Origin of the sequence: Vibrio sp. RC586, assembly GCF_000176715.1 — a bacterium.
Classification (GTDB): Bacteria; Pseudomonadota; Gammaproteobacteria; order Enterobacterales; family Vibrionaceae; genus Vibrio.
Map to the genome: position 1 here is coordinate 1 of NZ_ADBD01000012.1, position 14,894 is coordinate 14,894.

The 14,894-nt window shown below is 41.3% G+C and carries 10 protein-coding genes and 2 pseudogenes; 5 read left to right on the forward strand and 7 right to left on the reverse strand.

Annotated features, from left to right (window positions below):
* Positions 1–395: 395 nt before the first annotated feature.
* Positions 396–773, reverse strand: coding sequence for a diacylglycerol kinase (locus tag VOA_RS0118470; RefSeq protein WP_000842056.1), 378 nt, complete (start codon positions 771–773; stop codon positions 396–398).
* A gap of 5 nt (positions 774–778) precedes the next feature.
* Complete coding sequence (locus tag VOA_RS05380) at positions 779–2,428, reverse strand: phosphoethanolamine transferase (protein WP_000987345.1); 1,650 nt, start codon at positions 2,426–2,428, stop codon at positions 779–781.
* Between the two features lie 118 nt (positions 2,429–2,546).
* Between VOA_RS05380 and VOA_RS0118475 the strand changes: the two genes are divergently transcribed.
* The 3 genes and pseudogenes from VOA_RS0118475 to VOA_RS05370 form a co-directional block, all read left to right on the forward strand.
* A complete protein-coding gene (locus VOA_RS0118475; RefSeq protein ID WP_269667655.1) occupies positions 2,547–2,984 on the forward strand; it encodes a cytochrome b/b6 domain-containing protein in 438 nt (145 codons plus the stop codon).
* Positions 2,985–4,022: 1,038 nt separating this feature from the next.
* Complete coding sequence (locus VOA_RS05375) at positions 4,023–4,766, forward strand: hypothetical protein (RefSeq protein WP_001127762.1); 744 nt, start codon at positions 4,023–4,025, stop codon at positions 4,764–4,766.
* Positions 4,767–4,901: 135 nt separating this feature from the next.
* Positions 4,902–5,012, forward strand: a pseudogene (locus tag VOA_RS05370) (IS5/IS1182 family transposase); the annotation flags it as partial.
* A 140-nt stretch (positions 5,013–5,152) separates the two neighbouring features.
* Here the strand turns inward: VOA_RS05370 and VOA_RS05365 are convergent.
* Entirely contained in the window at positions 5,153–6,325 is a 1,173-nt protein-coding gene (locus tag VOA_RS05365) for a hypothetical protein (RefSeq protein WP_032468357.1), read from the reverse strand.
* A gap of 148 nt (positions 6,326–6,473) precedes the next feature.
* Here VOA_RS05365 and VOA_RS05360 point away from each other — a divergent pair, with 148 nt between their 5' ends.
* Positions 6,474–7,730, forward strand: a complete 1,257-nt coding sequence (locus tag VOA_RS05360) for a hypothetical protein (protein ID WP_000937451.1) — start codon at positions 6,474–6,476, stop codon at positions 7,728–7,730.
* A gap of 866 nt (positions 7,731–8,596) precedes the next feature.
* Here VOA_RS05360 and VOA_RS05355 read toward each other — a convergent pair.
* Genes VOA_RS05355 through VOA_RS05340 form a run of 4 tightly spaced genes read right to left on the reverse strand, consistent with a single transcriptional unit; the run spans position 8,597 to position 14,587 of the window.
* On the reverse strand, positions 8,597–9,091 hold the full coding sequence (locus VOA_RS05355; RefSeq protein ID WP_001090929.1) for a hypothetical protein: 495 nt from the start codon (positions 9,089–9,091) through the stop codon (positions 8,597–8,599).
* 17 nt (positions 9,092–9,108) lie between these two features.
* Complete coding sequence (locus tag VOA_RS05350; protein WP_001103733.1) at positions 9,109–11,124, reverse strand: hypothetical protein; 2,016 nt, start codon at positions 11,122–11,124, stop codon at positions 9,109–9,111.
* Entirely contained in the window at positions 11,124–12,962 is a 1,839-nt protein-coding gene (locus tag VOA_RS05345) for a hypothetical protein (protein WP_000087880.1), read from the reverse strand. Before VOA_RS05345 ends, VOA_RS05350 begins: the two co-directional genes overlap by 1 nt.
* On the reverse strand, positions 12,959–14,587 hold the full coding sequence (locus tag VOA_RS05340) for a site-specific integrase (protein WP_000807828.1): 1,629 nt from the start codon (positions 14,585–14,587) through the stop codon (positions 12,959–12,961). Before VOA_RS05340 ends, VOA_RS05345 begins: the two co-directional genes overlap by 4 nt.
* Positions 14,588–14,698: 111 nt before the next feature.
* Between VOA_RS05340 and VOA_RS20315 the strand changes: the two are divergent.
* Positions 14,699–14,894, forward strand: a pseudogene (locus tag VOA_RS20315) (hypothetical protein); the annotation flags it as partial.

Genomic DNA, 14,894 nt, shown 5'->3' on the forward strand with positions numbered 1-14,894 from the left:
TCGACTCAAGAATTACTGATCGTCGTCTTCATCCTCATCTTCGTCAGGGTACAAGGCATCTTCGCCCTCTGCCACCCTTACACTTCATTATAACAAATTGGTGAGAGAGAAGAGGTAGTAAAAGGGTCTTCTCAACATTCACACATTATAGTGAAATTTGCCTCAAAACTTCTTAAAAGGTGAGAATCAGAAGCTACTCGAATTCACACCTTTTAGTATGTTAGGCACAGGCAAAATATAGAATAGCGACAGACTTCAAACTTTATGAAGCTCATTTTTGGACAAAACCTTGTCAGCGACTTTGCTAAATTAGAAACGCACGGATTACTCCACGTATCGCAAACTTGCTTTGCTGTGATAGTTTAGTTCCACTTTCTGAGTGACAAAAAGTTTACTTAATCTATTGAAAGGAACACAGCACTCCATACTATCGTGGCAATCATAAAGCTGACCAGCACACAAGCTGAGCCAATATCTTTTGCAAGCCCTGATAGTGGGTGATAATCAGTGCCAATGCGGTCAATCGCGGCTTCAATAGCGGTATTCGCCATCTCTGCAAACAAGATGAACAATAGGCTGCAAATGAGCAGTGCCTTCAGCAAAACTGATACTGGCAGCCATATGGCAACAGCAGTGAGCGGGAGAAAGAGCAATAATTCCTGTTGAAATGCAGCCTCATTCTGGATCATCCAGCGAATACCACGATAACTATTGACAAACGTATAAATAATTCGGTTAAGCCCTGTGCGTTTTTGTATAGTCTGCGATTTCATAGGTATTAGCTCATTGAAGTTCGGCATTGGTGGATGATGTCCATGTCTTGATTCTTATCTTTCGTAGTCACACCAAAGAACCCTATCAAAGTATGGAAGAAATTATCGTGCGAGTATTCGCCATTTTTTGCACTCGAAAGCAGACACTCTTTATCAATATTTCTTTGCTTAGAATACTGCTCGGGTAACCAAATTAGCCACGGCACTTGAGTCTGCTGTTTCGGCGCGATGGCATACGGCGTTCCGTGCAAATACATGCCATTTTCTCCAAGCGATTCCCCATGGTCAGAGATATACATCAGGGCCACATTGTAGTTTTCTTGGTAGTTGTCGAGCTTTTTGATAAGTTCAGCCAACACAAAGTCGGTATAAGCAATCGTGTTGTCGTAGGTATTGACGATTTCTTCATCACTACAATTTTCAATATCACTACGAGGACAATCGGGCTGAAAATGTGCTTTATCTTTTGGATAGCGTTTGTAATAAGTTGGACCATGGCTACCAATGATATGCAAAGCGATAAGTTGGTGTCCTTGGGATGCTTGAATCTGTTGGTCAAGCTCTCGTAGCATCACCTCATCATAACAAACACCATCACGGCATAGCTCAGGGTACACTGAGTGATTAATTTCTTGTAATTGAAAGTTCTTACTGATGCCCTTATCTCCACCATCATTATCAATCCAAGAGAGGGAGACGCCCGCACGACCAATAATGTCCATGACGTTGTCTCGACTATCGGCACGTGCTCTTTCGTAATTATTTCTATTTAAATCTGAGAACATGCAAGGAAGAGATACCGCCGTCGATGTACCGCAGGAAGAAACATTTTGAAAGGCAATCAGCCCCATATTTTCGGTATATGGATTGGTATTACGCTGGTATCCATTGTAGCGATAATTCATAGCGCGAGCGGTTTCTCCGACAACCAGAACCACTAAATTTGGTTTGCCATTAGGAGCGGCGACTAACTGAGCATCTTCGCCAAGTGGTTGATAAACCAGCGGGGTTGTGAAGTAATTGTTCCGAACGTATTTAAACGTGTTAAACGCAAAAGCGGGGTTAATCATCTTATTGAGATAATGATTGTTTCGCCCAACAGACGCATAATCTTTGTAGAATAGTAACGCAATCAAAGCGATGCCAATCACTGAAATGACGACAGCAACGAGTCGTTTAATGCATTCTTTCAGTATGGAATTGGCCGTAGTCACCCGAGTTGTACTGAAAAGCACGGCTGGGATTAAGCCGAAAATCAAAAAGTAAGAAATGGAACTTACGCTCAAGTAAGACGTTGCTTCACTAGTATGAGTCTCAAAAATATTTTCAATCATGGTGTAGTCAAACATGACGTTATATTTATGAGCGGCGTAGAACGCCATTGAGGACAAGAGCGTTAATACAACGGTGAATGGTTTCAATATGAATGGCAACGAAAACAGCGTAAAGATAATAATAAAACAGAAAAACAGCAGTAGAGGACTGCTCAGTACAAAACTCAGCGAGTCGGACGCCGCCAATTTATAAATTTCACTGGTCACTGGTAAGTTAAGCACGCACGCAAAATATGCTGCGACCATGGTGATATAAGCGACGGCAGACATTTCCATTTTGAAAAGTTTACGTGCTCGCTCAATCAATGAAAGACTCATCATATATCTTAACCCTAGATAGTTATCGCTTTATGTCCATATCGTTACGGAGTGTTATACCACTTTGACGTCACGAATCAACGATAACTTTCAGGTGCTCAAGCCTGCATCTTCAAGTTGATTGGGTATACATCAGTACACAGGATATACCTTAGTGGCCTTCATTTTGATTCGATTGGCTTGGGGTTGTATCGCTCCGCCTCCAGCGCGTTTGACCTCATTTTTACCTTCCATTTCGAACGCGATGGAACACATTGTTGAAGTCCTAGAGACGAGAAAAGACAAGCATCTCGGTCATAACCCTGCGGGAGCCGTTATGATTTGGTGTATGTGGACTGGGCTGATTATCGCTGGCATTTCAGGCTTTATAATGGAAGCAAACCTATTTGGGGACGATAAATGGGTCAAGCTGATTCATCATGGAGCCGTCAACATAACCTTTATTTGTGTCTGTATTCATGTGGGGGTTGTGATTGTTATGGGGCGTATTACAGGCCGCTCTTACATTCTCAGTATCCTACCCAGATGTATGGATAAAAAATTATCGTCTACGAAGTAACGGTAATGCGACGGATCGATATTTTCTTACCCCCGTGGTGACTCCAGAGTCTGGAGGCACTTATGTGGGGTTAATGGTGAACATTCACTATTAAACGGCGTTTGGTTATGCAACTTAGTGAGAACGGAAGCTCATAAACGCGCTGGTAAGATCATGAACAAAGCATACTTTCATCCTAATGGTTATATGGTGCAGTTGACTTAAAAATGGATGAAATCGAATTACTTTTAGTAAGTTAATGCACATTAACAGTATATGTATGAGTATTTGCTCTGACTGATTTTGGGGCAGAAACGTGCTAGAGCGGTTCGGCCTAGCACGAGTATGGACATAAATGAGTTTCGAAAAATCGAACATTAGCAAGCCATGAATAACTAAAAGTATGTAAAACCTGAGTTGTAGAAGTTTCGGGTAAGTAGTGGCTTATGAACCTTAATAGCTGATTGGTACGCACTAAGTTTGCTAGTGTCAACTTATGTTGACCATGATTGGTGCTTTAGCAAGTTTTGAATGACAAGTGGAAAGCATCACAAATTCAAAAAAGAAAAGAGTTTATAAGGGAAGAAAACTTTATCAGCTAATAAAGTTGAGCAGGTAAACGAATAGAGAATGAGGGTAGGAAGTCAGTTATAGCAACGGAAGCAGGTGTGAGCTTATTTAGCGTCTAGTCTATCGACTGTTAAAACAATAGACATAAAAAAAGCTGCAATAAGCAGCCTTTTGTCATTTACATTCTAGAGGTACACTACAAAACTTGCGTTCGGTAGCTCCTCGAAGCTTTACATTCTAGAGGTACACTACAAAACTTGCGTTCGGTAGCTCCTCGAAGCTTTACGTTCTAGAGGTACACTACAAAACTTGCGTTCGGTAGCTCCTCGAAGCTTTACATTCTAAAGGTACACTACAAAACTTGCGTTCGGTAGCTCCTCGAAGCTTTACATTCTAAAGGTACACTACAAAACTTGCGTTCGGTAGCTCCTTGATACTGTGTATAATAGACAAAAAAATACTTAACGTAAAGTAGTTATGGAGTTTCGAATGCCTTTAGAGCAGTTGGTTAATGTTATCTCACCCCCTCGTCTATCTTTTTATGAGTCATTCCTGAGCTATACCAAATCGGAATCTAAAGTCGGTGCGTATCTGGCTTTTCAATCGATTTCAAGTAGCTTTTTTCCAGTGGTGCAAATGGTTGAAGTTGGGTTGCGAAACTCCATTAATAACATTGCGAAAAAACACTTTAAAGATGATGAGTGGTTTCTAACAAAGCCGATTTCAGAGAAATCCAAAGAGCTAGTTAAATCGGCAGTTAAAAAAGCAAAAAGTGAATGCGGTGATAAATACAGTCCTGATGATGTCATTTGTCGGCTTACTTTAGGCTTTTGGGTTTATATGTTAGACAGCGAGTACCGTAATACTGCTTCGGATAGTTTCTTATGGTCAGCTGATAATAGAAAGGAGGTTTTTTCCAATGCAAAAAACCCTTGGGGTGCTGATTTGACAGTTGCAGCTTTATTTGATGAGTATCATAAGGTACTTCTACTGAGAAATCGATTATTTCACCATGAGCCGATTTGGAAGAAGCATAACTGTAATCATGTAAGTAAAGCTGTCGCCAATGTTAAAAAAGACCACGCATTTTTACTTAAAACACTGAACTATTTATCGCCCGCTAAAGCGGACATTTTGAAGTGTATTGATATTCCAAACAAATTTGACGCTACTTGTACCGTAGAACATGTGAACGGTGTTATAGCTAAAGTTGAAAAAGAACTGACAGCTTAAATGTGAGTGAGCGGAAAATAATAGTTTAATGACTTTATTGCTTACAAGGGAACTGTGGCTTTGTTGCGTAATTCGAGGGAGCTAAATCAGACACTTACGAGCTGATCAGCTAAGTAAATTAATGACCTTAGCCCCATGCTGAAACCTCGCTACAAAACAACGAATTGGAAACAGTACAACAAAGCCCCAATCAACCGTGGTTCACTCACTTTCTGGATTGATGAAGAAGCCATTTACAAGTGGAAGCATATTCAATGATCACGGGTATATGGACGAATGCTTACGCTAGCGCGTTTTGGGGCAATTCTAAGCTAGCCACATCAGTTCAATCGGTGTTGGATTTGTGCTTAAGAGGCATTAGCCGGACTGGAAACTTGCGTACTTTATTAATTGCAAGCCTCATCCCTGATCACTTTCAAGAAGTACTCCTGCAAACCAAGCCTAAACTGACGTGTAGAGTTTGCGGCATTTTTATAAATACGCCCTTGAGCATCAAGTTCCATTACAGGACAGCCTTTCCAATGCTTAGCGTTCTTGCTGTAGTCAAGACTACCCAATTCTCGCCCTGCATTTTCAAGTTCCTCAAACGACATACCATCCTTCACTAGTTGATAAATAACGAGACCTAATGCTTGCCACACTTGAGGAGACAGTTGATATCCGGAACGATTGCTGGCAAACGATTCCTTCAAAGGTTTCAGCCATCCACTCATGAATGCAGAGATATTATTCATATAGTCTCCAGCTAGTATCGATGTGAGGCTCTCTCCTGATTCCGAAGTTATGTCTTTAGGCATCTTACTGTATTCTTGAGTACCAGCTCCGGCTACCGCACCGACAAGCAACTTAAACAAAACATATTGAGTGGTGATAGCACTCTCAGACACTTTCACATGCTTAGCATCAAAGCTGACACCACCATAAGACTCGATATCAGTGTCTTCGATCAACTGAAGAATAAATGGGCGTAATGGGAAACCACCTTCACTAGACAAGCTATCTCCATCACCAACATGAGGCAGGTTTAAAGCTGTATCAAAGAGAACATTTTTCTTAAATAAATGAACGATATCTGTGGCATCTAGCCCTTTTTCATCATCGAAAAGAATCCGAATTTCAACTTTTTCCATAGCTAATCGCTGCCGAGCTAGGCTTTTTTGATTAATTTCTTTTGCGCTTAATCTTGAGCTAAACAAGAAGGTTTTAACTCCAAGCATCCTGCAAATAGCAATGAAAGTAAGCACATTACCAACGATGTAGGTACTGTTTGAATTGAAAGACAATGTCGGCAGACTGCGGGACGTGCCATCTAAGATTGGCTTACCCTCAACAGCAAAGGTAAGAGAAACTGGCGCAAAAACATCATCCTTGACTACTCGTGTCTCAAGCTCAGCCTGAATGGCCTTTACCTTATCTACGTTAGTCGAATTGGTTGCGGTATCAATAACCCACTTCAACTCCGATTGAACATTCTCAGCAGAAAAATAGGCATCAATTTCAACCATTGGAATAGTTGAAATCAAGGTTTTAAAGGTTCTTTCCTTAGTCGAAAACAACATACCGCTGATTTTTTGTTCCAAAACTTTCAACTCTTTATGTCCAATATCATGTTTGCCGCAGTGTAATTTAAAAATTAAATTTGATCCGACAAGCCTGTCGGATCAATAATGAGCGAGAATCATAATCTTACTCGCATGATTGCGCACTATGTTGCCACAGGCAGGGCACAGGATGAAAAACATGACAGAACCACATATCAGTGATACCGATGACATTTCAAATGCAGATCTAGAGAACTCGATTGTCAGCAGCTTAGTCAATCGATTTGATGAAAGCGAAAGAACGAGCTATCTAGCCAGCTCTACTACTCTTCTGAAAAATGCCACTGATTTGCTCACACCTGATCAGCTAGAAGAAATCTTCAAGGTTAACGCTAAATACTACGCAGGAGTAAAGGTTGTACAAACAACACTTAAGCACACCACCATTTTTATTAGCCCTCAGTTGGCGAGAAACATGTTGACGTTTTCTAGTCGAGGTTCGGTAAATAAAAAAAATAAAAACAGACGTCTCAGTAAAATAAAAGTCAGAAAATACGCTGAATCGATGAAACGACGCGAGTGGTGTCTAACTGGTGAGCCAATCATCATTTCTTATGAAGGCGAAATTCTGAATGGACACCATAGGCTAGAGGCTGCATGTGAGGCTTGTGTTGGGTTTATAGCGCCCATTACTTATGGTGTTACTGACGATCTCAGTTTTGCGCATATAGATGTGGGAAATATACGCTCAAGATCGCAAGTTTTAGAGATGGCAGGAGTTAAGGTAAGTGCGCCCGTCCTTTCTCGCGTAGCGATGCTCGCCAAAGCATATGACATGACCAGAAATCCATATGCTTTTCGCGGAACGCAAGGGACGTCATTTCAACCCGCTGAAATATTAGCATATGTAGAAGAACACAATGAACTGGCACTGTCTGTTCACTTTATTTCAGAAGTATTTAAAAAACATAGACTTGAGAGTCAGGCATCTGAGACTATCTACGCGTTCGCGCATTATCTAATAAAGAAACAGCTTTCTGTTTGTGAGTATGAGAACCTACCTCTTTGTCCAGAAACGTATCTCACTCGCGTAATCTCTTCATTAGGCCTTAGCTCCGAGGATGATATCGAATATCAGGTTAGAAACTATCTTCAATCAATCGTTCATGAATCAACATCCTATTCGTTGCTATGTAAACTGTCCGCTATTTTCAAAGGTTGGAATCGCCATCTTGGCCTTTCAATTCCGGGGAACCGAATTAGTGTGCGTCGAGTGGCTAGATATAAAAAAGACGAAAATGGAAATAATATACCGCTCCCTGCCGCAGGTAACATCAATGAGGCATTTTGCGTCCCATGCCTCCCCAAAGGGCCGACGCCCAAACGAGTTCAGAAGCAAAGCAATGTAGAAATTAAAAAATAGGGATGTTAGGTAGGCACACAAGCCTGCCTAAGCCTTTTTAAGGAAAAACTATGAATAAGCTTATCCACGAACTAAGCCTTTTAGATACTGATGCGCTGCATTTGTTTACGGTCGATAATGTGAGGATACAAGGGAATTTTGCAGAGTTTGACTTAACTATCCAAACGTCATCCCAGATTTTGAGTCGATGGCTCATAACATGTAAGCACTGCCTAAAAGCTAAGATAGATCACACAAATCTAGCCAGAGAGGTAACAATCAAATACGACATATTCATCGTTGGCAGTAGCTACTTTTCAGGGTCATACTTTGATGCCACTAGGGTAACTGCATGACCTCGGAAGATGTACTGCACATTATACAAGACGAGATTGGTGATAAGGTAATCGCATCGGTCACACTCACTGATGCCGGAAACCTTATAGTCCAGTACGGCGATAAGGTTGTTGTCTATAAAAACGCAACGTCGGCTAGGCCTGCATCTGAGCTATTACAAATAGTGGCTGATTTCATTAACTGATTTCCCCGTCCAACCAAGAGAAAGGCCATCTAAGACGCTTGGGCTTAGATTTGGTCAACAAATAGTTGGTAAGCCTAATAACATTTTCTAGTGTAGTAACTCATACACGATCTTACACATCCGCAGGTCAATCACGAAAAGACCGCACTGTCAGCCTGAAGGTATACCCACTCACAATTAGACACAAGCGCGTTAGAGTCGGCGCTCTAAGGTACACACTTCGGATAAGCTGATTTTTGGCGAAATCTAGCTGTCTTCAGTCAATCACGTCATTTATGGTTAGTAAGGGACAATAGGCAACTCGTAAGGGTTCCTTACCAGTTGCCAGCTACGCGCCTTGGCGTGATTACTTTTTGTGGTGCTCAAATTCTACAACTTCAGCCGAAAGCTGCTCCTGAAGCTCGTACACACGAAACATCAAAGATTTATTGAGAGTTTCGAGTTCAGTATTGATCGCAATCGCCTCATCTCGTTCTCGCCGATACTCGACCTTAAGTTCTCTCTCTCGGTTTAATTCGGCTCTGAGCTTATCAAGTTCACTCATATCCTCTGCACCTGAAGCCATTTGCTCAGATTGCTCAGATTGCTCAGGGTCATCCAAAGAAGCGTTGTATTTTTCGATTGCTGGGTTAGCAACATTTTCAACGAAATCCTTAAACTTATGAATATAGCTTCGCCCTAAACCAGCCTCATTGTTGATTTTATTCAGGGTTAGACGGCCTTTTGCTTTGGTTCGAACAGGTTTACCAGCCTGAAGGCGCTCTAGTGCCTTTTTAAGCTTTTCCTCAGCAGAGAGAGACTTCTCTTCTTGCCTCAGTTTTTTTAATTCTTCTGTATTCATAATATCGGTTCAACCTTTTAACTAGCGCTATTCAAAATAATGTCATCGTTAAATGGCTGGTATGGGATTTCGTGTGCTTTCAGCGTCAGCTCCTCAACCTGAATTTTCTGTTTTAAACCAGTTAGAATCGAGCTTTTCAGTGGATCGCCAGTATTTAGGTTCGTAAACTTAGCAATCAGTCGATCTCGTTGTTTAGCAATCACTTTAGCCCCCTTATCCGAAACCACCTTATGCTCACACTCTTTGATTTCTGCACGAAATGACAAAGTCCCACAGACTCGGTCACAAGAACCATTCGTGCAATAGGCACCACTAGGGAGTTGCATTATATGGAAGTTGCCGCGACGAAGGTTTTCCTCAATTTCCTCACGAGTCATGAAGATACTTTCTCCAGCCTCTAGCTTCTTCATTCGGTCTTGCATGATTTCTTCACCTTTAGCGCCACTCAAGTGCTCACTTTGGTTAAAGATTTCATCAAAAATATCAACACCTAAATCGATACCTGCCTCTTTCAATTCTTCAAGGATTTCTTCATCCATCAGAAGGTCATTCATCTGCGCAAGTTCAGCATTGTTGGCATAGTAGCCCGACATGTTGATATTTTCGTGCTTGAACTGAAATTTAATTCCAGAGGCAGTACCAAACCCGTACCGAACAAAAAACACTGCAAACGTTCGTCTAAAGTCGTGAGAAGACAATCCTGAGTATGTGCCACCAACTTTTAACTCCCCCTCTCGGGTTGGATTGAGCATATTAAACTCTTCAACATCCTCTATGGTTGCCTTGTAATCTAAGCTTTTGATAAATCTTTTCAGTGCAACAGATGGGTATATTATGTAGTTATTGCTAGCCTGACGGGTTATAGTCGGCACTAAAAACGCTGAACCCAACTGCCTTCTCATATGTTCAATATTTTCTTTGGTTTCACCTTGCCTTTCTTTTTCATCAACACCTTGCTGATAAAACGTTCGGGCAAACGCCATCATATCGTAGGCTAGCTCTAATGCGACTTCAGCTACGGGATGAGATTGCCATGTAACAGTCTTAGGCTTGCCATTATTACCTTTGGTTGTTTCCCCAGTAAGGACAGTAACCTTCTTGCTATTAACAATTACTTCATCAGCACTATTCGCATTAAAGCTTGCCGCCTCACCAATTCGAACTCCTGAGAACCCCTGAACAACCATCAGGCAACTAGCCAAGATATCCGATAGAACTGACCCGTTAAAATTTATCTTAAAGTCAGGGATATCATGGGTAATACTTTTCACGGCACTATCAATTCTCTGTTCTATAGCTGAACGTGTCATTGATAGCTCACGACCAGAACCACGACCTTCAGAGAAAAGCTTTTCCCCTGACTGCACTCGTTTCTTAATCTTATACGCTTCCCCCATGACACTAGAGATGTCATGACGATAGGGATGATATGTTTCAACAACATCGAGTGCACGAGACATTATCCGCTGATACAACCGATGGGGAATAGCGACAAATTGTTTTCTTTCATTTCCGGATGCACACTTATATAGTGCCTTTGCATCAACGTATGAATTTAACTCCCCACACTCTGTCAGCTTGTTTAATGCCGAAATAATTTTCTGAACACTAACCCTGCCGAGTTTTTTTTGTTTCAGTTGGCGAAGGAACGATTTCCACTTCCGGTTGTTTTCTAAGTTGCACCACTCTGTGCCATCCAAACAGTCTGCAACATGCTGTAAACCTGTTTTTAATGTATCCATCACCCTAACTGATACTAGTGACGAATTTTTTCCATTGAAATAATGATAAACCTTATACATCGCATCCTGTATTTCATTGACATATTCAGTTTTTGTCGCTTGAAATCTCACTAGTAAGGTATAGTTAATACCTACTACATGAGTGGTTGAAAAATCCCACTCTTCAACGTGATATGGCTTACCTTTAACGTCGAGTTTATCTAATCCCTCAATTAAAAACGCCGTTTTAGATCTCTGAAATGGCGCTAATGAATCAACGTTATTGTGGGTGTTATGTTTGTAAACATTCACTAAAATGCCTCCAGTAAGTCCATTAGGCTGTATCCATCACTGTAAAGCGGGTGAGGAGCTTCACTATGCATTTCCTGAGCCTGAGCATAATTATCAGGGGAAACAGCTTTAAATCGCGTTAAAATCGATTGTATGGTGTTGCACAATTTGTGAAACCTATCAGTTGGTAGGCTATTAATTGCTGGATAGTCTTTCATTTGCTGTAACGTGTCATTGAAGGACATCATCAGCCAAATGTCTTCTACCTCAGATACCAATCGATGAAACTCACATTCAAAACAGCCGAGAAAGTCAGTACATTTTTTCTCTTCTGGCTGTTTAATGCCCATTTTTTCTAAATTTTTCTTAACAGTATTTGCTGCGCCTTTCGTAGTATTTTTACAACGAACACCAAGTGGAGTTTGTGCGTCATTTTCCCGTTCTTCTTTGCGTAGCCGCTTATAGTCATAGTCACTCAACACATCGGCGTAGCTGTACTTTGCCTGACTTGCTGCCTCATCAGGAGCCGTTCCATTTTTCACAACGTCATATAGGGCTTCATTTGACGCAGCAAGACTACGTTTATGGTCACTTTCGTTGCCATGAGCATAACTAGCCTGAATCGTTTTAACGTCATTATTCGCAGACATCGAGACTAGGTAAATATCTTCAGTCACCCTCATTAACGTGTCGATTTTGGTTTGACGTAATATCGATGGGGTAATATGGGTAAGCCCTAATTTCTTCGTAAACTTATTAATACTCCTTTGAGGGATTCTATCCGCTTCAACAAAACTTTTGATTTCACCCGACGCCATAAAGTATGGGAATACCCAATCTGTGCCTGACTGCTTCTGGAGCGCTTTAGATATTTCAACCCAATGATGAAAAAACTCTTGTGTCTTTTTATGAAAGCCTAATGATGTATCAAAGCCTAAGTGCTTGGCACGAGCTTTAGTCATATCAAAGTAGATTTTTCCATTGGACTCTTGTGTAAACCTCACATCGCTAAAACGAAGGTTTAAGATAGGAGTAGTGTTCTGCCCTGTGAAGCAGAACGCCAAAATAGCAGATAATTGAGAAAAATGATTCCGAGTAGAATTCAGGTCTCGTACAGCACGCTTAAAAGAACTCTTTTGAGTGGCTCTTTTTCTTACAGACCACCCCTCTTTTTCTGCCACTTGCTTGAATAACTGTTCATTCCATAAGGGATGAATCTCTGGTTTAATCCCCCCAAGAAAATCTTTTCTAAATTGACTAAAAGCGGCAATAAAGCATCGAACTAAAGGTCTAAACTCTCCGACGACATCAATCCCTTTATGGGATTCTGTTTCTTTTTTTATCCCTTTTATGGATTTTAACGCCTTTGCTTCAAGAGTACGGTTCTGGCTTCTAAGAAAGAAACTCAGCATCTTCTTTGCAGAATGCCACGATGCTAACTTTGTTTCACCACGGTTACATTTCTCTTGGTAATAATCCATGAAAGCGTTATAGAGGTCAGGGTGAAAATAGTCACCATCTAATGGCTCTCTGTGAGTACTATCTAGCCAACGTATGTAGCCCCTTAACTCGTTAAAATAACTTCTTTTAGTGCGATTGAAATCTGTTTTTATCAACAGGTAAACATCCCGCACAAAGCGCTCTCGACTCACTACAGGGATGTAGTCCACCCCCTTTATTTTTTCACCACATTTGGAATAGTTAGGCGCATCTTTATAAACAAGTTGATCAATATGGGATGTAACCCCATCACACTTCAGTTTTAATTCTGACAAATGGAGCGGCTCAACCGTGGCGGCGGGTTGCCCATAAAAATCGTCATCAAGCTGAAGGGATTTAGAGCGGTTTTTACGACTCATTGAGATGCCTCATGTTTGTCAGTTTGTTCGACTTCAGGGAGGTTATCTAATTCTTCTTCATCATCGAACACACCGAGATAATCCAGTACATCCTCCCAAATTTCATCACCTGTTGGCTGATCTTGGGCTATTTGCAAGTAAAGTAAGGTGGTAGATAGGTCTTCATGCCCAAGGAGTGCAGACACTCGTGCTAGCGCATCGTCAGAGTTCATTTTTTTCAACAACGTCCGAAAAATAGAGACAGCAAAAGTAGCGCGAAGGTTATGAACTACTGCGTCAATATCATTGACCAAATTCACCCCTGCGGTCTTTCTTACTTCATTCCATCGGGTGTTGATTTCTTCTAACTTCTTAAAGAGCGGCACTCCTGAGTTGCTAATAAATAGATACTGTTTGCCCTCATCGACGCCATCAACACCATCAAAATACGCATCATTGCCAGCCTCTCTCTCGACCGCACACCTCTCCCTAAATTTCTCTAGGCGCTTTTTGTATCTTGCTGAATGGCTGTATTCGTAAAGCTCAAGCATCAATGAGCTAGGAATAATTGTACGGCGAGATTTATTGTTATATCCGCCATTAGGATCTTTAGTCAAAGAGCCATATTGGTTACCGACACCCAGCCTCAACATGGCACCTTTCGTATTAGGTCGAATAACTTGCCCTGAGTGCAAACTCGTGCCCTCCTCCTTACGAAGACCTGTGTACCGAAGAAGACGAAATAGCAAACAATATTCCTCAGGTAGACTTACGAGCTTCTCCTCGCCCTTAACGTTCTTGAGGACTCGCCTAGTTTGAACAAGAATGTTCTTAATTTCCCTCCACTCACTATTCGTAAGCGGCTTTAACTCGCGATTAGAATTAGGTAGTTTTCCACCGTCATTCTTTTTCGACTTAGGAAAAGTCAATTTAAGATCGGTAGTTTGAATCTCCTTGCGTTTGCGAGCTTTCATGTCCGTACCGCTGCTCTCCAAGTCAATCAGGAGGGTTTCAAATTTAAATGGTGGGTTGTTAAATCTCATGCCCTGCCTGAGGTGATACTTGTAAAAATCAATCATTGAGCGTACGTATGACATTGCAGTAGTTTTAGCCAATCCTGTGCCATCGAGCGTGGCCTTTTTGACAGCATTTCTATACATAGTGGTGACACGTAGGTTTTTTCTGGGAGAAAAGCTATCCCAAGCAGGGCGAGGAGGGTCAATAAAAGGATCGTAATCTTCGTTATCGTATCTATCGTCCCATTTCGCCTGAGCGTCCAATATAAACCTGAAATAATGGGTGAGAGCCTTAGAGGCTTGCTGAGCATCCTCTTTTTCATCGACAACATGTTTAGCAAGGATGAACTCATTTACGTAATTCATTGGCTCGTAGGAAACCACATCCCCTTTAACGAAAATCGGATTACCGTGTTCATCCTTAATTGGTTTATCGTTCTCATCTAGCAGATTTACCTTCTCGTAACCAACTAGACTAAGGAAGATAACCTTCTTAATGTGAGTATGATTGTCTTTGTTTGGAGAGTATTTGTATTGAGGCTCACCATTTTCATCAATGAACACTGATGGTTTTCGATAAGTGAAGTGCTTTATTGTTTTTGTTTTTATGTCGTAAATGATTTCAGCCATTTATTAGTTGCCATTTTTATTCCTAGACTGACACTCACTTTATCACACATTCTCACCATTAAAAGGTGTATGGTTGCATTAATAAACAAAAAGACAAAAAAAAGCCTCACCATGTGGCAAGGCTCTCATTTATTCTCACTTTTATTCTTCATCAAAATCGTCGGGTTCCACATATTCGTTTTTATCGTAGGGGTGTCCGTATTTTGTACCCCGACCATCTGGAATGAGGCCACCGTTTACGGCCAGAGTGATCCTTATTTAGGCGCTGGCTTCACCATCAAAGCCATTAATGATGAGTACATCGGCG